A 23,438-nucleotide genomic window follows, 5' to 3' on the forward strand; every position below is an offset into this window, starting at 1 on the left:
TTGTCGTAAGATTTATCTTAATAAAAGTTAACGCTAGTAAAGTTTAATAGCGAATCTAAAATTTTTGTAAATAACTTTTTATGAAGTAAATTTAACTGAAAGTGTTGCGAATCAGAAAATCAATGAGATTATCATTTTCTAAATATCCCATAGCAGGGTTAGTAAGTTTGACTTTGTTGGTTGTTAGTATTCCCTTCCCATCTTTTTCCCTTTCTCCCTCTTTCTCCTCAAAGCTGGCACAATCTAATGGAAAAACTGCCATAGACTGGTTGAACCAAGGTTTACAGGCAATTCAGGCGGGAAAAGTACAAGATGCGATCGCAGCCTTTAAACAAGCCGCCAAGTTAGATCCGACATTAGCACCAGCCCACTATAATTTAGGATTAGCATACCGACAAACTGGAAAATTACAACCCTCTGCGGATGCATTTTATCGAGCGACGCAAGCCGATCCGAAATTTGCTCCGGCTTTTGCTAATTTAGGTGGCGCATTATTAGAAGGTAATAATTTACAGTTAGCTAGCGATTACTTACAACGCGCCTTAGAACTCGATCCTAAACTAGGGTTTGCCCACTATAACTTGGGATTGGTACGAGAACAGCAAAGAGATTGTAAGCGAGCGATCGCATCTTTTAAAAAAGCTATAGAATATAGCAAAAATGCACCAGAGCCTCCTTACCATATAGGGATGTGTTATCTTCAGGAAGGCCAAATAGATCAAGCAAAAAATGCTTTTAATCAGGCAGTAAAAATTAATCCTAAGTATCCTGAAGCTTATTACAATCTCGGTTCAATTTGGTTTCAAAAACGCAAATTACAAGAGGCATTAGAAGCTTTTAGGAAATCAGCCGAAGCTAACTCTAACTATCCCAATGCTTATTATGGTGCAGGATTAGTTTTTATGCAGTTACAGCAATATAGGGATGCAGTACAAGTATTGCAATTTGCGAGAGATTTATATAATGCTCAGGGTAATCCGCAGTGGGCAAAAAATGCCGAGCAATTGTTACAAAAAGTACAAAAATTAAATCAATGAATAGTGAACTTTCATTAGTAATTTGTCCTTTGTTCTTTGTCTAAAACTAACGATCAATGACCAATGACTGATAAATTACCAACCTCGCTGAGGCACAAAAGCTTAACATTGCATAACATAAAACTATTGGGTTGACTGCTGGTGTTGTCTGAACCTGTCCCGATTGGAATAAAACGTACATGCAAAAGCGCCAGAAAAGTCGATTTCTATTTAGCGATCGCTGGCTTGATCGGCACTCAATTGTTCGCAATATGGAAGCCTTTCAAGACTTAATTGTGATTGTCTTGTGTTTGGGTTTGTTCGCCGTCATGCTGATCCAATTGTGGGGAATAGCGATCGCTATTATGCAGCCACTAGACTATAAACATGTGACTGCAAAAATACTATTTGTGTTAATTTTGGTCGAGTTATTTCGACTATTAATGGTCTATTTGCAAGAACATAGTATCTCTGTGGGAGTAGCAGTTGAGGTAACAATTGTATCTCTACTACGAGAAATAGTAGTTCACGGAGCGCTGGAAATTTATTGGGTTAATACGCTTGCAATTTGTGGTTTGTTGTTTGTTCTGGGTGGATTACTCGTGATTTGCGCTAAAACGCCACACATGGATTGTATGAGTGCTAACACTAAGTTTTGTCCAGTTGTGTATAGAGGAGGTAGGGAACGGCAAAATGAATTGGAATTACAGTATTCACGTCAATGTGGTGAGAATGAACCTCTTGGATAAATTCTGATGAAAATGGTGAGTAGAGAGATGAGAGAAAATTCTCTTATCTTTCTACTCATACATTTATAGAGTAATTTGCTTACATCTAAAATATCAGCTGGACTGATTTTGGGCTGCTTGCTGTACTTGCGCCACCGTCAAATCAAGAGCTACCGCCACTTGTTCCACACTCAACCCCAATGCCAAAAAGCGGGGAATAGCTTCTAACTTAGCTTCCTGTCTACCTTCCTGTCTACCTTCTTCCAAACCGTCTTCCTTTTTTAAAACATCTTCTCAGTTTGCACCTGAATTTAGTTAAGTTAAATTTTGATATTTAAAGTTTATCAAAAATCGTGCATACGCATCTAATTAAGAATGAAAAAAAGCAGATGATTATTACCATCTACTTTCATGAAAAATCTTTAATTCTGTTTACTTAGATACCAACTGATTAAGTGGAGCAATCCCAGCCAAATCTAAAATTGGCGCGATCGCATCTTCTCGCTTCACCGCCATCAAATGGACACCTTGACACAATTGCCGCGCTATCTGCACTTGCTCGGCGGCAATTTTCATTCCTTCCTCAAAAGGGTTTTTGGCTTTTGCCAATCTATCAATAATATGCTGAGGAATATTTACACCGGGAACACACTTATTAATAAACTGGGCATTTTTTGCCGATTTCAACAGAAAAATTCCTGCTAAAATCGGTTTTTTATAACCAGAAGCAATGGTGTCCATAAACTTTTCTAGTCGCTCAAAATCGGTGATTAACTGACTTTGGAAAAACTGCGCTCCGGCTTCGATTTTGCGTTCAAATCGACTTTGCAAACCCGACCAACTCTTACATTGCGGATCTACTGCTGCACCAACAAATAAATCTAACGCTCCATCAGTCAAGGGTTTCTCGTTGCAATCAACGCCTTGATTCATCTTCCGAATCAGTTGCAACAGTCGCACCGCTTCAAAATCAAAAACTGCTTTAGCATCTGGATGATCGCCAGCTTTTACAGGGTCGCCAGTTAAAGCTAAAATATTACGAATACCTAAAGCATGAGCGCCCATTAAATCAGCTTGTAAACCAATGCGGTTGCGATCGCGGCAAGCAACTTGACAAATCGGCTCTATGCCGTTTTGCGACAAAATCACCGATGCGATTAACGAAGACATCCGTAACACAGCGCGGCTACCATCAGTAACATTGACAGCATGAACCCTTCCCTTAAGAGTCGCCGCCATTTGAATCATGTGCGCTGGATCTCCCCCTTTCGGTGGTGCTACCTCGGCAGTAACTAGAAATTCACCAGCTTGTACAGCTCTCTTAAAGGCTGTGGGGCTATGGGTGTGATGCATAACATTAAGAATTTCAATTTCTTAAATGGTATAGCGAACCACACCAAAAAGTGAAAACTTATAGAGGAAGAGAGTAGCCCAAAGCAACTTTTACTTGTGATAAAGTTTGATTTGCGATCGCTCTTGCTTTTTCCCCTCCATCCCGTAACACAGACTCCAAATAGCTTTTATCCGCCGTTATCGCCTGATATTTTTCTTGAATTGGTTTCAGGGAGTCAATAATTGTATCCGTCAACAATGGCTTAAATTGCCCCCAACCCATATCCTGACACTCAACAGCGACATCTTCCTTAGTCTTTCCAGACAGCAATGTATACAGCGTTAACAAGTTATTACACTCTGGACGCGCCGGATCGTCAAAAGTCAGACCACGAATCGGATCGGTTTTACAACGCTTAATCTTGTATTGAACCTGTTCTGGTGAATCTAGCAAACTAATTCGGCTTAACTCTGAAGGATCGGACTTCGACATTTTGCGTGTACCGTCCGCTAAACTCATCACCCTCGCGCCTTCCTTACGAATTAAAGGATCTGGTAACTTCAGCACTGGCTGATCTGGTTTACCAAATTGATGATTTAATCTAGCTGCAATATCTCGTGTCAATTCCAAGTGTTGCTTTTGGTCTTCACCCACTGGCACTTTATCCGCTTGGTAGAGCAAAATATCAGCCGCCATCAAGACTGGGTAATCCAACAAACCTGCGCTGACATTTTCTCCCTGTTTCACAGCCTTTTCCTTGAACTGGATCATGTCTTGCAGCCAGTTTAGGGGTGTAATGCAATTAAGTAACCAAGTGAGTTCACTGTGGGCCGAAACGTGAGATTGGACAAAGATGGTGGAGTGATTTAAATCAAGACCACAAGCGAGATAGAGAGCAGCAAGGGTGTAGGTATCAGCTGCCAACTGTGTTGGGTCGTGTGGTACTGTAATTGCGTGTAAATCAGCCACAAAAAGGTAATTTTCGTATTCGCTCTGACCTTCTACCCAGTTGCGAATAGCTCCCAAGTAGTTACCTAGATGGTAATTGCCTGTTGGCTGAACTCCAGAAAGAACACGTTGCTTGCCCATAAATTTCACTATAGTAACCCTTTAGAGATTTTAAAACCCCTATGCTCAGTTTAGGGAATTAGTCATCAGTCATTAGATATTAGACAATTCGTAATTTGTAGTTATGTTTTTTTCACAGGGTTAATCAACGGTTATATCCTGCTTGCTAGAGTGTGAGTAGTTCACGTAAAATATAATGCCATTGTTGCGGCAGTTCTCATGACCTCATCTGCGTCGTTTGACACATTAGAGTCTTTACAGGCGGATATCGCTGAATTGATCGCTTGCTTACCGACATTAAAAAATCGGCAATTTATTCAGCAAGCACTTGCTACTATTGTTCGGCTAGCTGATACCGAAATTGAGCGTCTCGATTGGAAAATCTTGTCGGCTGCGTTAGCAGATATGGAACGCGGTTTTCAACTTTTTTATGATTACCGACACATTCGCAAAGTCACCATTTTCGGTTCTGCTCGTTTAGCACCAGATACGCCAGATTACCAAATGGCCCTTGAGTTTGCTCGTGCTGTTTCTCAATTGGGATTTATGGTGATAACCGGTGGCGGTGGTGGGATCATGCAAGCAGGTCACGAAGGCGCTGGGCGAGAAAATTCCTTTGGATTAAACATTCAGTTACCCTTTGAGCAGGAAGCTAACCCATTTATAGAAGGCGATCCTAAGCTCATTCACTTCAAATATTTCTTTACCCGCAAGCTGTTTCTCCTGAAAGAAAGTGATGCTGTAGCTTTGTTCCCTGGAGGTTTTGGTACTCAAGATGAAGCTTTTGAATGCATGACATTAAGCCAAAATGGTAAATTTGGGCCAGTACCTCTAGTTTTAATTGACCACCCTGGTGGTGATTACTGGTGGTCTTGGAGCGAATATATTGATAAACAATTAGTGCAGAATGGTCTTGTTAGTCCTGAAGACCCCAGCCTTTACACCGTGACAGACAACCTGGATGTGGCTTGCGACGCTATCACTCGTTTTTACCAGGTTTATCATTCCAGCCGTTATGTAGGCGATCAATTAGTCATCCGCCTTAAGACAGATATCTCAGATGCTCAGGTAGAGAAACTCAATGTTGATTTCAGCGACATTTTTGTTAAAGGACAGATTGAAAAAAGTCAGGCATTACCTCAAGAAGCTCAAGATGAAACTGTTGGACTACCCCGCCTGATTTTGTACTTCAATCAACGCGACTTGGGGCGCTTATATCAGATGATTGCCACAATTAACCAGATGGGCACTCTTTCAACAGAGGATGCAGCGCATCCAGAAAGAAAGTAGCTAAATACCTTACTCAGTCGGGAGTGGGTAGAGATGCGATTAATCGCGTCTCTACAGGAGTAGTGAGTAAAAATAAGCATGCTCGGCTCGATACTTTCGCACACAGGTATTTGCCCTAGAAGCGCAGCGTGTCGTAGGCAAAATATCTCTAATTTTGAATTTTGAATTGTTAACCTTGGTTTATCCTAGGAATGCGAGAAATTAAGATCCCAGAATCTCTGATAAATCGGGGTTCTGCGGCTTGCAATTCTCACTCAATACTGATTTTTGTAAAAAAGCTTGTATATTAGCACAGTAAACAACAGATAAAATCCTAATAGAGGAATAGAAAATGCTGGAATTATTGGGTTCAGGTTTGGTGTCACTCTGGCTGGAAATGGCCGGGGTACAAATCAAGCCGATGGATGCCTTAGATGCTTTGACTTGGCAAAGTAGCCCAGGCTTAGTTCTTGCCCCCGATCCAAACCCAGCTGGGGCGACGACGGTGCAGGAATATCTCAAAAAGCTGATAACGTCAAAAGTGGTGGCGCAAAATCTGGCTGAGAGTCAGGGAATTTGGATGCAGTCAGGGCCAATGCTGATGGCAAATCACCAAGGTACGACACCTCTACCGGCTGCCTCTTTAACCAAAATTGCTACTTCATTAGTTGCTTTGAAAACTTGGGGGCCAGATCACCAATTTGATACTTTGGTAAGTATCACTGGCCCTGTGGTAAATGGAGTTGTGCAGGGTGATTTGGTAATTACTGGTGGTGGCGATCCGATGTTTGTTTGGGAAGAAGCGATCGCTCTTGGTAATACTCTCAATCAAATGGGGATCAAGCAGGTAAAGGGAAATTTAATCATTAATGGCAGTTTTGCCATGAATTTCCAACGGCAACCGATGCTGGCGGGTATGCTGCTCAAGCAAATCCTAAATCGTGCGACTTGGGGCCGCCCCGCTATTTATACATACTCAATCATGCCCAAGGGAACGCCTAAGCCTCAAGTTGTGATTGCAGGTACGGTGAAAGTTGAGGCACAACCAAACCCTCAACAAACTTTGTTGCTGCGTCATCGCTCGTTACCCTTGAAACAACTACTCAAGGAAATGAACGTTTACAGCAACAACGATATGGCAGAGATGCTGGCAGAATCAGTGGGGGGAGCGGGTGTAGTCCAATCCACTGCTGCTAACCTTGCCAGAGTCCCACAAGTAGAAATTCAGTTAATCAATGGTTCTGGATTGGGCCCGCAAAATCGCATTTCCCCCAGGGCTGTTTGTGCCATGCTGATGGCTATTCAAGGTGAGGCATCTGCCCATCAGCTAAATCTTGGCGACTTGTTCCCGATGTCTGGATTCGATCACCGAGGAACAGTACACAGCAGACACATTCCCCTTGCGACTGTGATCAAAACTGGCACTCTCCGAGATGTCAGTGCTTTAGCGGGAGTGATGCCCACACGCGATCGCGGTTTGGTTTGGTTTGCTATTATCAACCGTGGGACAAATGTGTGGGGTTTCCGAACTGGACAAGACCAATTACTGCAAAGCGTTGTCAAACAATTACAATTACCTCTAACCGTTCCTACTGCCCTCACTCCCCACTCAGCTATCAACTCTTTACCCCAGTTAGGTGCAACCAGTCGGAATGAAATTTTATTCAAAGGTTAGTTCATCATCCAAGCGGGTTTTGAACCAAAAGTGAGCAGAGGTATTCTCTATCTCCTTTTTCTCGGTGTCACTACCTTGAAAGTTGTAGTATTGTTAGCAATCCAAAAGTTTTCTTGATGGGTAAAAACCGAACTTGTAAAGGGTAAATGTCCATAATAGCTTTTGGGTTAAATTTTCCATTAAGTTGATTACAGGTAACTCGCAAAATGCCCTAACCACAGTATTGGGAAGAGCAAGCGAAACCGGAAGTAAAAATAACTGTAAATAGATTTGTCACGACTAAGCAACAATTAAGCTGATAAATTAGGTTGTGATTATGCGATTTCTCAAATTACCCAGATCCATCCGTCAACTCAGTAGTTATGTTTTAGCGATCGCGCTAGGAGTTGTGCTAACGGTTAGCACATTACAGGTGTTGCCCTCCCAAGCCGAACCCGCACCCCCAGTAACAGGGGATACTTCACCAGTGATTGCCCAACGCCAATCACCAGCTACGGCTGCGATCGCTAGCACTAGCTTTGTGACAGCAGCAGTAAATCGTGTTGGTTCAGCAGTTGTTCGCATTGATACTGAGCGGACAATTACTCGTCGCGTCGATCCATTTATGGAAGACCCGTTTTTCCGGCGGTTTTTTGGTGACGGTTTCTCTCAACAAATACCTTCTGAGCAGTTACGCGGTTTAGGCTCAGGTTTCATTATTGACAAGAGCGGGTTAGTTATGACTAATGCTCATGTGGTCGATAAGGCTGATAAGGTAACAGTCCGGCTCAAAGATGGCCGCACCTTTGAAGGGAAAGTTAAAGGCATTGATGAAGTTACAGATTTGGCAGTAGTCAAGATTAACGCCGGCAACGATTTACCAGTGGCACCCTTGGGTTCTTCTAGTAATGTCCAAGTAGGAGATTGGGCGATCGCAGTTGGTAATCCTTTAGGATTTGATAACACCGTTACCTTGGGAATTATCAGCACCCTGAAACGTTCCAGCGCCCAAGTCGGCATTAGCGACAAACGTTTAGATTTCATTCAAACTGATGCCGCCATTAACCCAGGGAACTCTGGCGGGCCACTATTAAATGGTCAAGGTGAAGTGATTGGGATTAACACAGCCATTCGTCCCGACGCGATGGGGATTGGGTTTGCCATTCCTATTGATAAAGCTAAAGCGATCGCAGCGCAACTGCAACGTGATGGCAAAGTTGCTCACCCCTATTTGGGCGTGCAAATGCTAACTTTAACACCCGAACTGGCCAAGCAAAATAACACCGATCCCAACTCTCCTATTCAGATACCAGAAATTAGTGGTGTTTTTGTCATGCGAGTTGTCCCCAATTCTCCAGCCGCATCTGCTGGTATCCGGCGCGGGGATGTAATTCTACAAGTTGATGGTAAAGCTATTACCAGTGCTGAACAATTGCAGAACGTTGTGGAAGATAGTCGTCTTGGTCAAGTATTACAGGTGAAAGTGCAACGGGGTAATCAGACACAGCAACTTTCAATTCGCACAGCCGAGTTGCAAAATGCTTCGTAGGGGCAACATAGCCTATTTTCATTGCGTGGAATAGTAAGGGCACAGCAATGCTGTGCCCTTACTCCGTATAGTCATATCATGTCATGTCCGGTTAATTAGCCCTCTTTTGTCACTCTCCGGGAGGGCGATCGCTAGAAGCCTCATGAGGCAATCAATACAAGCTATACTATTAGAAAAAAATCGGTCTTGTATTTGTTATTAGAAAATAATCGCGCGTAGGCGTAGCCCGTCGTAGACATCGCTTGCTATACAAAAGCTCTAGAATTCAGAAATGGTAAATGTTTTCGGAAAGTGACAGAACTCTCCTTGGCGTTAGCTTCTCCCTTTGGGAGAAGCTCTTACGTCGCTCTAAGCGTACTACTAGGTCAAAGCAAGCTACGCGTAGCGTCTCTAAGAGTTGGCTTTACGCTTTGCTAACGGCAGTTACTCCCTGTTTTTGCGATCGCCGTTACTCCAGATTTGTAGCACAATACTTGTTGATAACTCTGCATTACAATATCAAATACTTTTCTATGTCCAATGAATCTCTTTAGAACGGAAAGCTCTATCCCAATCGTTAGCAATCACCTCCATAATATTTATCATGCCTTCATAGCCAAAATATGGCTTGTCAACATAAGTTTCTCTGTTAGTGGGGCTAAATACATCAAAAGCAATTTTGATTCCCAATTCCTCTGCCATATATTTTTCCCATGCCGAGCCAATCACAGCATCAACATCAAACTCTTCTAAGGTCTGTTTTACCTGATAGCCATCTGCCGAAAATACTACGCGGGAAGTAAGACCGAGGCTGTGCAGTTCTCGCTCCAGAATTGAACGAGAATCAGGCATTGCTGAACGAAATAATAAGACTTCTGGAATCATCTCCAATTCTTCAAAGAGCATTCTCACCAGTCCAATACCAAGCGTCCCATCAGCAGATACGGCAATTCTACAGTTACGATATCGGGGAATAATCATCAATGCTCGTTTGCGAAGTGTATCTACGACCATTTCTTCGCCTTGTTTAATTAGCGGTTCGACGACTTTTTCTTCGATCTTGAAATGTGCCGCCAGTGCCTTCAACCATCGGCTAGTGTTGTTTACACCCACTGGTAAAGGTATATCATCAAGGATCAAAGGAATGTCATGGGTCTGTTGCATTTTCCGAGCAAACTTATACCCAACATCATGACTGAGAACAATATTGGCGGTTGCCTCACCAGCTTGCTCTAGTTCTTCAAATGAGGTATTATGAGAGAAGACAGTCTGTACTTTAATTCTTAAAGATTTTAACGTCTTCTTTACCCATTCCAAATCAGCCCACCAAGTAGGATTTAAATTTGCCTGTGGCGCAATGATATTTACAATCCTTGGCTTCCTGCCCCTTCTCTTAGTCTGCCTTTTTTTGATAAAAGGAAGTAAAGCCTCCAAACCCATCTCCAAGCCATCGTAAGCATTGCCCCGAAACCCACCAGCCATTAAAGGAACGAGTTTGGCCTTGATATCTGGCTGAAGCTGGTTGCACAATCCCGTAATATCTTCACCAATGATGTCTGCCGCGCAAGTACCAACGACAAACATCACCTTAGAATCAAAAGATTGATCCGCCTCTTTGATCATCCCTTTGAGTTTCTCAGATGCTCCCATCACAATGTCTGACTCAAAAAGACGAGTACAACCTACTTTCCGCTTGGTGAAATCAACCTCATGAGCATCATACCCAGCTGCAACAGTAGACGCGCAACCCTGTGGAGACTGAATCACAATACTGACATCTTTAATGCCAGCAACCGTAGTTGCAATACCTTCAAGGGCACAGCCAACTACTGGGTCTTTACTATGGTTACAATTGTCAAAAGTTGTTTCAGCAGACATTTTTTCCTCCTGTTTTTCTAAGGCTTGATTATGGTAAATGCGTTTCGCGCAGCTTGTAGCGACTTCTGCCTTGACGTTTCCGTGTTTTGTGCAGCCTGTAACGGCTTCTGTTTTCCCTGTAGCGACTTCTGCCTTGACGTTTCCGTATTTCGCGCAGCCTGTAACAGCTTCTGCCTTGACATTTATGGCTTAAGCCTTGCCCATATTAGCGCTAGTAGATTGGGTTAAGGAACGAAACCCAACAAAATCTCAGAAATGTTGGGTTTCACTTTGTTCTACCCAACCTACAATTTTCTTGTAATCGAAAATTGGTAAGCTAATCGTCATTAATTTTTCCAAAATGATTCGCTTGTAGTAAGGGCTTCAGCCCTATCTTTATGCAACTTAAATGCCGATTAGCTTATTACTCGTTAAAGCATTTTCCACGCTTCTTTCCTGCTGCATATACGGTACAATCAGGCATGTCTTGAGCTAATTTTCCGCTTAGTGATTGAGTAGATGCTAACCCGGAATTTTTAGGGAATACCATTTGCTTGGTTAAAGCACTCCGAGGTCTAAAGCCATATTGAAGTGCTGTTTTAATACACCTTGCGACCTTTAAGGCTCCGCGATAGCCGAATCTGGGACGATTTAAGATAGCATTTAAATCGACGACAGGAATATGGGGGAAACTCAAGGAAGAACCAAAATAAACTACCGATTCTGTATCAAGACCACCAATGAAATCCAGTAATTCATCTTCCGTTTGTTTCATCGACTCATACTTGCCAAAGGCCAGCGTCCCCTTCGTAATTAGGATTTCCGGGTCTAACCCTGTTTCCAATAAGTAATCTACACTGGTTTCTCGTGCTTCTGTACTCCAGGGATGGAAGTTATAAATTACTACACGCATTCCAAAATCACGATCTAACATGTGGGCAAGGGATAAGCACTTGATAGCATCATGTCCTTCGATAATCGCTAACTTCCCTTCTATATAACTCTTAGCTGCTTCAAATTCAGTCTTGATTGCGGCATACTCCCTTGCCATCAAAGCAGCCGCCTGTTCTTCCATCCCTAAATATTTTGCCGCTCCTTCGAGCCATTTTTCTGTAGCGGTGATTCCATAAGGAAGGATAGTAGAATTTAATGGAGTACCGAATTTGTCTGACATGGCTTTGCCGATGGTATAGCCAAGATCCAAACATAAAGTACAGTTGACTGCCGCACTTGGTGCTTGCTTAAGTTCTTCTAAAGTACAATCACCTGCGATAACACTGTGAACCCGTGCGCCCATTTCTTCTATTAATCGTACCAATTCCTTGACATCGGTTTCGACTTCCGTCCTTTCCGGCCCCATCTTTGCGCCCACAATATTGACAGAATTGGCTAATTGTGATTTCCGTTCTGGAGTTGGCGGCTCCATAAAGTCTACAATTTGCCGAAAGACAATATCAAATCCACTGCGATACTCTCCAGCAAATCCTTCACAATGTATCGTCATGATCTCAGACTGGATTTCGCTGCGAGCTTTATTTACTACATCATCAACACAGTCGCCAATAATGCCAGACGCGCAACTAGTAGCAACAACGATCGCATCGGGATGGTATTTTTCATCTACTTCTCGAATCGCACCTGCTAATTCTTTTTCGCCACCAAAAATTACCGCCTTCTCGCTCATGTTCGTAGTCACCACGGGTTCATAAGGAGAACCACTATTGCGGCTATTGGTCAGTTTGTATGCCCGCTTGACACCATAAGCACAGCCACTTGGCCCGTGAGAAATGACGATCGCATTTTTAATCCCGCTTAAAATCTTCGTTGCAGTCCAAAATTTACAGGGGCGGGTATGACTACCTTGTAAACTGGTCTTGATTTTACCCTCTTTTGCCAAGCGATACAGTTCGCTCAAATTTCCGTAAAATACGACATTTTGATCTATACTTGCAGTCATGAGAACTCTCCAGTCTTTCGTAATTTTCTCTCTGCGCTCTCTGCGCCTCTGTGGTTAAAAAAATTTATTTAACCGCAGAGACGCAGAGGACACAGAGTAAAGAGGAATTGTATGCTAACTAGGGATAAATCCTTGGGTCTAGGAAGGGAGTATGGGATGGACAATGAGGCGATCGCCACTGTAGAAACTCCCCACTCCCATACGCATCAGCTTCTTACCAAACGTTTAAGATCCATTCGCGATCGTGCTTGTTCTCCATGTCTGCAAACATGGCGTTAGCAATGTTATCTGCTAGCCATTCTGCTCCTTTATACCCAATGATTGGGTATTTCCACATACCTGCGCGGTCAAAGCTGGGGAAGCCGACCCGAACCATTGGAATGTTGTTATCGATAGAAATATACCGACCCTTGGAATGACCCAAAATCAAGTCGATTTCGAGGGATTTATCTGTAATGCGGCGCTCTAATTCCCACAGGTCTGCATTCCAGATGACTTCGATATCACAGGCTGCTTGCTTCTCCAACTCGGCAATTCTTGGATCTTTGGTGCAAGCTTTGTTGTCGTCTCCCAACAACATCAGCACTGGCTCTAACTCAACTTCTAAGCAGAACTCTGCAAGACCAATTACGAGATCGGGATCTCCGTAGATAGCAACCTTCTTGTTGGCGAAGAACATGTGGGCGAGGTCTGCGATCGCATCAATAGCTTTACCACGTTCTCTAACTAAGGATTCTGGTATTGGTTTACCAGTTAGTTTGCTGATATTTTGCAACCAGATGTCAGTATTTTTGATCCCAATTGGCGTTGGGCCAAGAATTGCCGGAACCTTAAACTTCTCTTCTAAGAATTCGGCTGCACTACCGCCTTCATATTTACATAAGGCAATAGTTCCCAATGCATTAGCAGAATCAGCAATTTCTTCAATGGTTGTATTCCCAAAGGCAAAACTTGTCTTATCGGGCATGGTGGGCGCATCGAAGGTTTCTGTATCCAGTAAAATGTTTCCTGGAACATCCATCTCTTTTAAGATGCGCTTAACTTCAGTGACATCTCCAGGGTTAAGCCACCCTGTAATGATGTTCAACTTGCCAGTTGGTTGGCCTTTTTTTGCTAGGGTAGAAATGATTGCGTGTACACCAACATTATAGCCTGTTACCTGGCTACCTTTGTAACTGGGAGTATGTACAGGAACAAGGATAACCTTGCGATCGGGATAAGCCTCCTTTAAATAGCCGTTGAGCTTGTTAATGGTTCCTTCGATATCGTCCCCAATTGTCTCAGTTGAACAAGTCGTAATAATTGGGATAATCCGTAAATCGGGATATCGTGCTACTAAGGTCTTTACGCCTTCCTCAATCCGTGGCTGTCCTCCAAGAACAGCGCTATTTTCATGGAGTGAAGAAGAAGCAATGTCGAAATTTTCTTTCAAATGCTGGGCAAAGAGGAGACGAACGAACATACTACATCCCTGTCCTCCATGCACCAGGGGAATACAATCTTTGATTCCAATGGAAGCGTATTCAGCCCCAGCAGGCTGACAGGTAAATATAGGATTGATGATTCCCTTGCGTTCTTTCTGTTTTACGACTAAAGACATTCTCTTGACTCCTATGTGGTAAAAAATTGCGTGATTTTGTTTGGCGTTGCTGAACGAAGAGATGAGTTGTCTTTTTGAGCTTAAGAAAGTAGAGCGATGTCTGCGACTAGCTGCACATCCAACTAAGAAGCAAGCTACTCATAGCATCGATTACAGAAGAAAAGTAGAATTGAATTTCGTGAAAATCTTGAAAGCTAGATGAGATGCTTCTGTAGTCAGATACCAAGCTTCTTAGGAATGCTTTTGGTGTAGCCCGTCGGTGCGTTAGCGATCGCTCGCCGCAGGCATCGCTCTCTACTCTGTAAGAAAATTTCTGCACAAACACTAACAGGATGACAAGACTCTAAGTTTATGCTCCAATTCAACAACGCCGTTCGTTTGTAGGACTTACGCAAAAACCCTCTCGAACTCTCATTCCTCCGTGACGCGCCAGTTGCTATAACGGGGGGAACCCCCGCAACGCACTGGCTTCTCTGCGTCCTCTGTGGTTCGTTTTCCGTTACCTTTGCGTAAGTCCTAGTTTGGTTGAATTACCGATTTTATTGCTTTAATAAAGCGAATAATGCAACTCACCATTCTTCGACTTGGTTATTACAATATCGATCAGCATTGCCTTAACAGATTCCAGTACTGCTTTCTTTTGCGAGTTCTCCATGCTATTTAACCATGCAAACCTAATTTCCAGGTCAGCCGAAAGGATCTTCGCATCTGCATAAAAACCCCTGTCGATCAAGGTTTCTAGAACCACCTTTTCTCCAGTCAAGATTTGGGCGGCCATATTGAGAACACCATTGATGTTTTCTTCCCGATCCCATGCACGAGAGTGAAACTGCCACAAACAACGTTCTTGAATTAATTTTGTGACTTCCGCAGCTCGTTCTTGAATGTATGACGCGATTTCCTTAGCTTGCACTTGAACTTGTGGCGCAGTTTCCTTAGCTGGCTTTTGAACTTGTGGCGCAACTTCCTTAGCTTGAACTTGTGGCGCAGTTTCCTTAACTTGCTTTTGAACCTGTGGCGCAGTTTCCTTAGCTTGCGCTTGAACTTGTGGCGCAGCTTCCTTAGCTGGCTTTTGAACCTGTGGCGCAGTTTCCTTCGCTGGCTGTTTGACCTGTGCAGTGGCTTCCTTAACTTGCTGTTGAACTAAAGAAACGACTTGCTCAGATAGCTCTTTTGTTGCTTTACCGTTGCCATTACCATTGGTGCTTGGCAGCTTTTGCTGACCACGGATATCAGATTGAGCGAGTTTCATCAGAGGAGAATAAATGGCATTGTACATATCGCGAGCCATATTCACCGCACCTTCAAAACCCATATAAGGGCCATTGTGATAGCCGTGACCATTCACATAAGGCAAATGCAACTTCTTCACCAAAGCACCCACCCTCGGGCCAGTCAACACCAAATCCGGCTTGACCATCTCCAGCACCTCAAAGAACTCCAGTTCATTGCCATCATCAATATAGATAGTCCCTTCTTCACCTCTAGCAATTACCTTCTCAAAATCCTCTTGGTGTCCAAACTTGGAGGACATCGCCACAACGTGCATCCCCAAATCGTCTTCTAGGGCTTTAGTCCAGTGCCACAAACGTGGGCCTCCAGTCCAAATACAGACCTTTTTCCCAGTCAAGCGCTCTTTATACCACTCTAACTTCGACTCATATTTAGCAACTTCTTCAGCAATCACCGCTTCGGCTCGATCTTCAATTCCAAAGAAAGCCCCGATTTTGCGTAACCCTTCCTTAGCATAATCAAAACCCCAAGTATCCACATCGATCCGGGGAATACCATATTTTTTCTTTAACTCATTGGCAATATACCCCGCAGAACGCGCACAGTTAGTCACATTCAACTGCGCTCTGTGCATCCCACGTAATGAGTCATAAGTACCATTGCCGGTAAAATGGGCAATAATTTGGATGCCCATTTTTTCCATGTACTTCTCCATCACAAAGGTATCACCTTGGATGTTGTAGTCACCAATCACATTGATTGTATATGGGCTAGTAATTTCTGGCTCGTATGTTCCGACTTTATCTGTCATCCACCCCATGTTAAACACGTGGTGTCCTTTGGATTGACTTACTCCAGCAAAACCAGGACATTCAACGGTGAAGATGTCTACATCACCCAATTCTTTTTCGACTTCTTTGACTACAGGCTTGATATCATCACCAATCAAAGCAGTAGAGCAGGTGGTGTACACCATCATCCGTTTGATGTCAGGAAATTCGGCAAAGGCTTCCAGCATTGCCTTTTTGAGTAGCTTTTCACCACCGAAGACAACGTGCTGTTCCTTCATGTCTGATGACCAGACATATTTGAGTTGGAAGTTGCCATTGTCGCTGGGATAGCGTTTGGTGTGCCAGGTATCATAAGCACAGCCTACAGGCCCATGTATCAATTGGATGGTATCTTTGAGGACACCACCAATTACCAGCTTTGCACCACAGTAGCTGCATCCGCGTTCAGATAATGAGCCGGGAATGGTTTCGACGTGGGCGCTGGGGAGAAACTGGGTTGTATCTTCTCCCTTTTCTTTGATGTATATGTGCTTTTCCCGTTCGGGGATGGTTTCGTCGCACTTAAACAACTTCATTGGCATGGCTAGATTGCTCCTTGTGCAAATAGCTGATATCAAGAAAGATACTTTGATATTTCTCTTATCATCAGAAAACTTCTTTGACTTCCTTGATTTCAAAATCCTATCAACCTTTCTAATTCATAATAGTAACTCTCATAACAATAGTGAAAATAAATGTTGAATAAATCGGAATGTATTTAATTGTAAATAGACAATTCTGTCTAGATTTTAAAACATCCTTATCCCTATATATATAATAGGTTTGGCAATGGAAATAGACAGACCATTCTAACTATAAATCAAGAGATAAATAATTGAGTTGCTATCTTTTTTATAGATGTTTTACTTTGGAAAATAGACCATATTTGTTGAATTGCAAACAACAGAATAACGCAATTATCGGCTTTGAAGCTCTTTAGCTGATGACTAATTGTAACCACGAATACTGTTTGTAAATTAATTTCTCAGCGCAAGTAATTTGGCCAGATGTATGATATTCTTTATTTATAGGGAATCTAAATACAAGGACAAAAACTCCTTAGATTCCTTTGAAGTGAGTATCAGACCAGCCTCATCATTTATTGGTGACGGCATAACGTTAATCGAAGTGGAGCAAAACCGCCCAAAAATCGGTTTTTCGTTTGACGAAGCTGTTGCCATAAACTAGGCTGGACTGATTTTTCTATGTATCTTTCTTCAAGGGAAAATAATGTTTGTCTTGCTGTGATGAAGCAGAAATTTCTCATTCATCTGCTGTAGCTGTAGAAATTTTTTGAATTATTAGTGACAGGATTGCAACTAATTTTTAGTACCTTGTTGTATGTCGCATACCACTAATATTCACTGCTATATCTGTAAAAAGCTGTTTAACTTTTAGCAGATAACTGCAATATTTATAGTGCTAGATAGACGACTGCTGATGTCCAGACCCTAACTCTGTTGATGCTGTCACAACCTGGGCAGTGAACTCTTTCAAAAACTACAACTTAACTTTATTTGGATTCAACACTCTACTTGATTAACCATAATCCGGGAGTCAAATCAACAAGTCTGCGGTATTATTGAGGTTTTTATGCGGAAAATCGCTATTTATGGAAGAGGGGGAGTTGGCAAATCCACAACGACTCAAAACGTAGTGGCTGGACTGAGCGATATGAGCCGTAAGGTGATGGTTGTAGGGTGTGACTCGAAAGCAGACTCCACGCGGCTCCTTTTGGGGGGATTTCACCAGAAGATTGTACTTGATACGTTGCGTAAAGAAGAAGATGACGTGAATTTAGCAGACTTCCGTCAGGAGGGATGGGGGAAGACGCTGTGTGTGGAATCGGGGGGGCCGGAGCCTGGTGTGGGATGTACAGGTAGAGGCATTCTGACATCAATTGGGTTGCTGGAACAACTCGGTGCTTATGATGATGCAGTTAGACTTGATTATACATTTTATGATGGTCTGGGTGACGTGGTATGCGGTGGATTTGTCATGCCCATTCGTGAACGTAAGGCTCAAGAGGTTTACCTTATCACTTCTGGGGAAATTATGGCGATGTATACCGTCAACAACATCTGCCGAAGCATTCAAAAGTATGCTCCCATAGGCGGTATACGTCTAGGAGGATTGATTTGCAACTCTCGCAAAGTCCATCGGGAAGATGATTTGATCAAAGCTCTGGCAGAGAAACTAGGGACTCAAATGATCTACTCCATACCCAGAGACAATATGGTGCAACGGGCAGAGTTTCACCGCAAAACTGTAATTGAGTATGCTCCTGAGTGCGAACAGGCGCAGCACTATCGCAACCTGGCAACGGCAATTGACGAGAATACAGATTTTGTAACTCCGAAATCTATGCCTAGCGATCGCCTTGAGGAACTGCTGGTAAAGTTTGGGTTGTTCGACTAGGACGATGCAGTAGGGATCATCCCTAATATAAGGTGTCTGGAGCAATTGGCAACCTCTGACTCGAAAAAGCAGAAAAAACTGCGTAAGTTTCCTACCACTATTTGAGAAATCGACGTAACCACGTCAAAATTTATCTACCTCATTGAAGGAGTAGAACTTATTATGTTGACTGAAGAGGTATTAGTCCAAAAATTTACTACTGTAGTCAAGGGGCGTTGTGCCAAACTAGGCGAGTTGCTCCAGTACTGCCACGTCGAACTCGTAAACTCTTACTGGGGCTGCCCTCCAAAACTTATACAACATTTTGTTGTTTATTATCCTAATATGCTGTTTGCCTCAATTAATGCCAACAAAGACGTTTTTAGAGGCGTTGCCGAAGATTTGGGGATATCGAATGCTGTTTGCATAAACGCCACACGCATTATTCGCGATCCCGTCTCAAGGTTGAAAGAAAAGAACCCAATCCTCTGGTTGGAACTCCAGTGGGTGGCGGTACCAACTAAAAAAGGCAATTGGCATCTAGATCGGGATTTACCGCACTCGGACTAAAGCTGAAAGTTCGCCTTGGTTAGCAAATGATCAAAAGGCGATCGCTAGCTTCGCCTACTTCAACGCTAAAATAGTAGCCAAAGATGCAAGTATTTTAGCAATATGTATGTTAAGCTTGCAAAAAGATCAGCGAAATTGTCAAAACATTAATATGTCTTCCAACAAAAACGCCAAACACTAGAAAACCTTGCTATTGCCCTAACAGATTTAACTTTGTCCGTTGCAGCTTTTTCTAACGGAGAGATACAGCCTCATGAAACTGGATGTGAATCTTTGCAATAATCTAAAGTCAATTAGAACTCGCTTAGGCATGAGCCAGCAAGAATTGGCTAATATAGCTGGCGTAACTCGTCAGAGTATTGGTGGTGTGGAATCTGGACAATATGCTCCTTCTGTTGCTATGTCACTGCGTTTAGCCAAGGCGCTTGGCTGCCAAGTCGAGGACTTATTCTGGTTTGAGCAAGATTTACCAGAAGTTGAGGCAATTCTTACTGGATCAGCCCCTAAGCAACAGCAATTGCGAGTTAGTCTAGCGCGGGTTGGGGATCAATGGATCGCTTATCCCCTCGTTGGGAATGATGCTTTTCGGATCGAAATGATTCCGGCTGATGGTGAGACAGTGGCGGTGAAGTACCCCATTGTAGGAACTGGAGAATCCGTAAGAGTGAAGGGATTATCCAGCATAAGCAAATTACCATTAGCGTCGGAGGTAGCGACACAGGAACTTCACCCAGCGAGTGAAGCACAGAGTCAGATCGGTACAAATAAAGTCCAGGTTCGGCTTCTGGATGATATAGACAAACTGCACAATACAGTTGTGATTGCTGGTTGTACACCTGTACTTTCCCTCTTGGCAAGAGCAACTGAACGTTGGCATCCAAAACTGCGAATTCATTATCGTTTCGCCCACAGCACGGCTGCATTGCGTAGTCTGTGCCGAGGTGAAGTTCACATTGCCGGGATGCACTTATACAATGCTGATACTGGGGAACATAACATCCCCTTTGTGCGGGAAGCCTTAACAGGTAAGAGTGCCGTTTTGATTACCCTTGGAGTTTGGGAAGAAGGTTTGTTAGTCCCATCAGGGAACCCAATGGGAGTTAAAACAGTTTCCGACTTAGTAGAATTTGGAGCTACTATTGTCACCCATGAAGTGGGTTCTGGCAGTCGGATGCTTTTAGAACGGAAACTCCAAGAAGAAGGAGTGCCATTGCATAAAGTTAAAGGATCTGACCATATTGTTCACAGCCATCAAGATGTTGCTTTGTCTGTAGTCTCAGGAATCGCTGATGCAGGTATCAGTACGGCATCTATAGCTGCTGCCTTTGGGTTAGGATTTATCCCCCTTCATCGAGCGCGATATGACTTGGTGATTATTAAAGAATACTTAGAAGAAGAACCAGTAAAGCAGTTTCTTAGTATCTTGGGACATCGGCTAGTCCAATCGCAATTAGAAATTCTCGGCGGCTATGACATTAGCAATATTGGGGAAGTTGTAGCAAACATTTAAATAATTCGTAATGGGCTACGCTAACGTAATTCGTAATTACGCTCTCTACGAGACGCTAAAAGCGTAGCTTGCAACTCTTACAGAGTAAGCGGACTCGCTTTCTCGTGTCGCTAACGTAATTCGTAATTATTAACCCACCACTAAGAAATATGTGTTTTTCTTTCCATAACTCCAGTTAGCTGCTTCATCGTTCAATTACGAATTACTCAAGTAAATCAAAATCACCCAACAAGTATGAATAATCACTTCTCGATGAATAAACATCCGATTCAAATTAACGATACAACCTTACGAGATGGCGAACAAGCGGCAGGTGTAGCTTTTAACGTTGAAGAAAAAATTGCGATCGCTACTTTTCTTGATGCTATTGGTGTTCCAGAATTGGAAATTGGCGTTCCGGCAATGGGACAAGAAGAAGCAGAGTCAATTAAAATCATTGCCAATCTGGGATTAAACGCCAAATTACTGGGCTGGAACCGGGCTAAATTGTCCGATATCCAGGCATCAATAGATTGTGGTTTGGAACGGGTGCATATTTCCGTTCCTGTCTCAGAAATTCAGATTGCCGCCAAGTTTGGGGGTAAGCAGCAGAAAATGCTGGATCTTTTGCGGGATGCAATAAATTTCGCTTGCGATCGCGGTTTATCTGTATCTGTTGGCGGAGAAGATTCTTCTAGAGCCGATCCATCTTTTTTATTGGATGTGGCGTATTATGCTCAAGAGTTGGGAGCTTTCCGGTTTCGCTTCTGTGACACTGTAGGAATTCTCGACCCTCTGAACACTTACAGCAAAGTTCGTTCCCTTGTGCATCATCTATTCATTCCCATAGAAATGCATACGCATAATGATTTTGGATTGGCAATGGCGAACTCGCTAGCTGGTATTGAAGCAGGAGCGCGATCGGTCAACACTACAGTCAATGGGATTGGCGAACGCGCAGGTAATGCAGCGCTGGAAGAAATGGTGATGGCACTGAAACACCTCTATGGCATTCCAACGGGGATTAATACAAAACGGTTACTGGAACTATCACGGTTAGTTGCTAAAGCTGCCAACTGGCCGGTTCCTCCCTGGAAAGCGATCGTGGGTGAAAATACTTTTGCACACGAATCTGGAATTCATGCTCACGGTGTGTTGCAAAATCCGGGTACTTACGAACCCTTTGCGCCGGAAGATGTTGGTTGGGAACGTCGCCTTGTTGTCGGCAAACATTCTGGTCGGCATCTGATATTTAGTGTGCTGCAAGAACATGGAATCACCCTCAGTCAGCCAGAAATTCAATCAGTGCTAGATGCTGTCAAGCATCAGTCAGTAAAAGTTAAGCGCAGTCTCACGGTTGAAGAACTTCTGAGTTTGGTTCCTCAAGGATGAACGCACACATCTACCAAGACATTAAGTTGAATTGTGCTTTTACCCATCAACACATCAATATGTTTCAGTCAGTTTGACTAGAGAAGACTTGAATCAAAAGTGAAGTTGGTTAAGAACACATAACAATTCCGTCTCAGGTTATTGCTCAGTATTATTGTATCAATTGCTATAATTTTACCAAATATGTTGGTATTAACTATGCCGAGAAAAGAGCAAGGATGGATCACTTTTCAACTGTCTTTAGAAGAACGGCAACTTCTAGAGCAGTACTGTCAATATTTTCAATGCACTAAAACTGATGTGTTGCGCTCCTTGTTGCGTAGTCTCCAGCCAAAATTACTCAAACAGCAGGGGAAGCAGTTTGATTCTATGGAGGTTGAGATCGACTTACTTTGAGTAGTGGTACGAGTTGTCTTACACCTAAACAAATTTGCAATGGGGTTGGTAATCCCCTCTGAAATCGTCAAAAAGTGTTCAGGTTCAAAAGTTGAGTATGACAAATCCTACAAAACTACTGCGATCGCCCTACGGTGAGGTTCCTTTCAATTACGAAGTTGGCTGGAACGATTTTCTAACTGTTCCGGTAATGAAACTTCTGCGGCTTGAGCAGAGTTTCTTGGTGCAGAGATAAATCAGATTGTTGATGTTCCAATACCACTTGATGTTCAGGGTAGTCAGGATTGGTTAATTCTAGTAAAGCATTTTTTTCTACCATGCTTAATTTTCAATCTATTCGTGCCACAGCAATGCAAAAAGTCCCATATAACTGGGCTTTGATCAAAAACTTGCTTTCACCAGAAGCAAGCTTAGAACTAACTGCGAGTTTTCCCCATGAGGAGTTTCGCCTGTCGGAGGGAGAGGGATACGGATACTCCTGGGGAAAGATGCTTGCAACTAGCGAGGATATTTCCTTGATGCTCAAATCTAGCGATAATCGCTGGCGAGAACGGATGGCACAAGGCAGACTTACTTATGACTTAAGACACCTTAGTAAAGTCTGGCGACAGTTGATAGAAGGACTGTGGACAGATTCTTACCGCGCAGCAATAGCGGAAATGTCTGGATTGGAACTAAAAGACTGTGTAATGGATATTGGATTTCGCCGATATCAATTAGGACAGTTGCATCACCCTCATACAGACGAACCGAACAAAGTTTTAACTCATCTGCTATTTTTCAATCAACAATGGTCTGTAAACTGGGGAGGCTGTTTGCGAATTCTTAAAGACTCCCAGCCAGAATCTGCTTTCCAAGATATTTTACCTCTGAGCGATTCCTCAGTTGCGATCGCCCGTTCTGATAATTCTTGGCATACCGTAACTCCCCTTACTTGCCCTGCATCTGAGTATCGGCTAGCTTTACGAGTTGCTTTTTTTCGGAGCGATCGCCTTTCAGATTTCGGAGAAACCCAGCTAGCTGCGTAGCAATCAAGTATCTTCTCTCTACCTTTGTCAGAAAATCAGCCTCCTGATTTTCTGCTTCTTCCTTATTTATCGTTGTTGATAATTCCTTTGACT

General features: G+C 43.1%; 18 protein-coding genes and 1 pseudogene. 12 read left to right on the forward strand and 7 right to left on the reverse strand.

Features of this window, described 5'->3' with window-relative positions:
- The first annotated feature begins 122 nt into the window (after positions 1-122).
- Both GTQ43_RS17655 and GTQ43_RS17660 read left to right on the forward strand, forming a co-directional pair.
- Positions 123-1,037, forward strand: a complete 915-nt coding sequence (locus GTQ43_RS17655) for a tetratricopeptide repeat protein (RefSeq protein WP_265274053.1) — start codon at positions 123-125, stop codon at positions 1,035-1,037.
- A 179-nt stretch (positions 1,038-1,216) separates the two neighbouring features.
- Positions 1,217-1,765, forward strand: a complete 549-nt coding sequence (locus GTQ43_RS17660) for a phosphate-starvation-inducible PsiE family protein (RefSeq protein ID WP_265274054.1) — start codon at positions 1,217-1,219, stop codon at positions 1,763-1,765.
- Between the two features lie 93 nt (positions 1,766-1,858).
- Here the strand turns inward: GTQ43_RS17660 and GTQ43_RS17665 are convergent, their stop codons facing one another.
- From GTQ43_RS17665 to trpS, 3 genes are all read right to left on the reverse strand, one after another.
- Positions 1,859-2,011 carry an aspartate aminotransferase gene (locus GTQ43_RS17665; RefSeq protein WP_265274055.1) on the reverse strand — a complete coding sequence of 51 codons (153 nt, stop codon included), beginning with the start codon at positions 2,009-2,011 and terminating at the stop codon, positions 1,859-1,861.
- Positions 2,012-2,176: 165 nt separating this feature from the next.
- The gene (locus GTQ43_RS17670; protein ID WP_265274056.1) at positions 2,177-3,097 is read right to left on the reverse strand and encodes a methylenetetrahydrofolate reductase; all 921 of its coding nucleotides are present in this window, start codon (positions 3,095-3,097) and stop codon (positions 2,177-2,179) included.
- 58 nt (positions 3,098-3,155) lie between these two features.
- Positions 3,156-4,166, reverse strand: a complete 1,011-nt coding sequence (gene trpS / locus GTQ43_RS17675) for a tryptophan--tRNA ligase (RefSeq protein ID WP_265274057.1) — start codon at positions 4,164-4,166, stop codon at positions 3,156-3,158.
- Between the two features lie 198 nt (positions 4,167-4,364).
- Here trpS and GTQ43_RS17680 point away from each other — a divergent pair, with 198 nt between their 5' ends.
- From GTQ43_RS17680 to GTQ43_RS17690, 3 genes are all read left to right on the forward strand, one after another.
- Positions 4,365-5,435 carry an LOG family protein gene (locus tag GTQ43_RS17680; RefSeq protein ID WP_265274058.1) on the forward strand — a complete coding sequence of 357 codons (1,071 nt, stop codon included), beginning with the start codon at positions 4,365-4,367 and terminating at the stop codon, positions 5,433-5,435.
- Positions 5,436-5,766: 331 nt separating this feature from the next.
- Positions 5,767-7,089 carry a D-alanyl-D-alanine carboxypeptidase gene (locus GTQ43_RS17685; protein ID WP_265274059.1) on the forward strand — a complete coding sequence of 441 codons (1,323 nt, stop codon included), beginning with the start codon at positions 5,767-5,769 and terminating at the stop codon, positions 7,087-7,089.
- A gap of 316 nt (positions 7,090-7,405) precedes the next feature.
- Entirely contained in the window at positions 7,406-8,617 is a 1,212-nt protein-coding gene (locus GTQ43_RS17690) for an HhoA/HhoB/HtrA family serine endopeptidase (RefSeq protein ID WP_265274060.1), read from the forward strand.
- A gap of 510 nt (positions 8,618-9,127) precedes the next feature.
- On the opposite strand, the gene GTQ43_RS17695 is transcribed toward GTQ43_RS17690, so the two are convergent.
- From GTQ43_RS17695 to vnfD, 4 genes are all read right to left on the reverse strand, one after another.
- Positions 9,128-10,474: a nitrogenase component 1 gene (locus tag GTQ43_RS17695; RefSeq protein ID WP_265274061.1), complete on the reverse strand. Its 1,347-nt coding sequence runs from the start codon at positions 10,472-10,474 to the stop codon at positions 9,128-9,130.
- A 403-nt stretch (positions 10,475-10,877) separates the two neighbouring features.
- Positions 10,878-12,410, reverse strand: a complete 1,533-nt coding sequence (locus tag GTQ43_RS17700) for a nitrogenase component 1 (protein WP_265274062.1) — start codon at positions 12,408-12,410, stop codon at positions 10,878-10,880.
- A gap of 214 nt (positions 12,411-12,624) precedes the next feature.
- Positions 12,625-14,010, reverse strand: coding sequence for a V-containing nitrogenase subunit beta (vnfK, locus tag GTQ43_RS17705; protein ID WP_265274063.1), 1,386 nt, complete (start codon positions 14,008-14,010; stop codon positions 12,625-12,627).
- A gap of 547 nt (positions 14,011-14,557) precedes the next feature.
- Complete coding sequence (gene vnfD / locus GTQ43_RS17710; RefSeq protein ID WP_265274064.1) at positions 14,558-16,615, reverse strand: nitrogenase vanadium-iron protein, alpha chain; 2,058 nt, start codon at positions 16,613-16,615, stop codon at positions 14,558-14,560.
- Between the two features lie 1,051 nt (positions 16,616-17,666).
- Here vnfD and nifH point away from each other — a divergent pair.
- The 7 genes and pseudogenes from nifH (at position 17,667) to GTQ43_RS17745 (ending at position 23,345) form a co-directional block, all read left to right on the forward strand.
- A complete protein-coding gene (gene nifH, locus GTQ43_RS17715) occupies positions 17,667-18,491 on the forward strand; it encodes a nitrogenase iron protein (protein WP_265274065.1) in 825 nt (274 codons plus the stop codon).
- 162 nt (positions 18,492-18,653) lie between these two features.
- A complete protein-coding gene (locus GTQ43_RS17720; protein ID WP_265274066.1) occupies positions 18,654-19,040 on the forward strand; it encodes a hypothetical protein in 387 nt (128 codons plus the stop codon).
- Between the two features lie 253 nt (positions 19,041-19,293).
- The gene (locus GTQ43_RS17725; RefSeq protein WP_265274067.1) at positions 19,294-20,550 is read left to right on the forward strand and encodes a substrate-binding domain-containing protein; all 1,257 of its coding nucleotides are present in this window, start codon (positions 19,294-19,296) and stop codon (positions 20,548-20,550) included.
- Positions 20,551-20,802: 252 nt separating this feature from the next.
- On the forward strand, positions 20,803-21,921 hold the full coding sequence (nifV, locus tag GTQ43_RS17730; protein ID WP_265276482.1) for a homocitrate synthase: 1,119 nt from the start codon (positions 20,803-20,805) through the stop codon (positions 21,919-21,921).
- A gap of 198 nt (positions 21,922-22,119) precedes the next feature.
- A pseudogene (locus GTQ43_RS17735) lies at positions 22,120-22,248 on the forward strand (transporter); the annotation flags it as partial.
- A 166-nt stretch (positions 22,249-22,414) separates the two neighbouring features.
- Positions 22,415-22,552 (forward strand): hypothetical protein, encoded by a 138-nt coding sequence (locus GTQ43_RS17740; protein WP_265274068.1) that lies wholly within the window; start codon positions 22,415-22,417, stop codon positions 22,550-22,552.
- An 82-nt stretch (positions 22,553-22,634) separates the two neighbouring features.
- Positions 22,635-23,345 carry a 2OG-Fe(II) oxygenase gene (locus GTQ43_RS17745; RefSeq protein ID WP_265274069.1) on the forward strand — a complete coding sequence of 237 codons (711 nt, stop codon included), beginning with the start codon at positions 22,635-22,637 and terminating at the stop codon, positions 23,343-23,345.
- Positions 23,346-23,438 lie beyond the last annotated feature (93 nt).

It is taken from the genome of Nostoc sp. KVJ3, from assembly GCF_026127265.1.
Taxonomy (GTDB): Bacteria; Cyanobacteriota; Cyanobacteriia; order Cyanobacteriales; family Nostocaceae; genus Nostoc.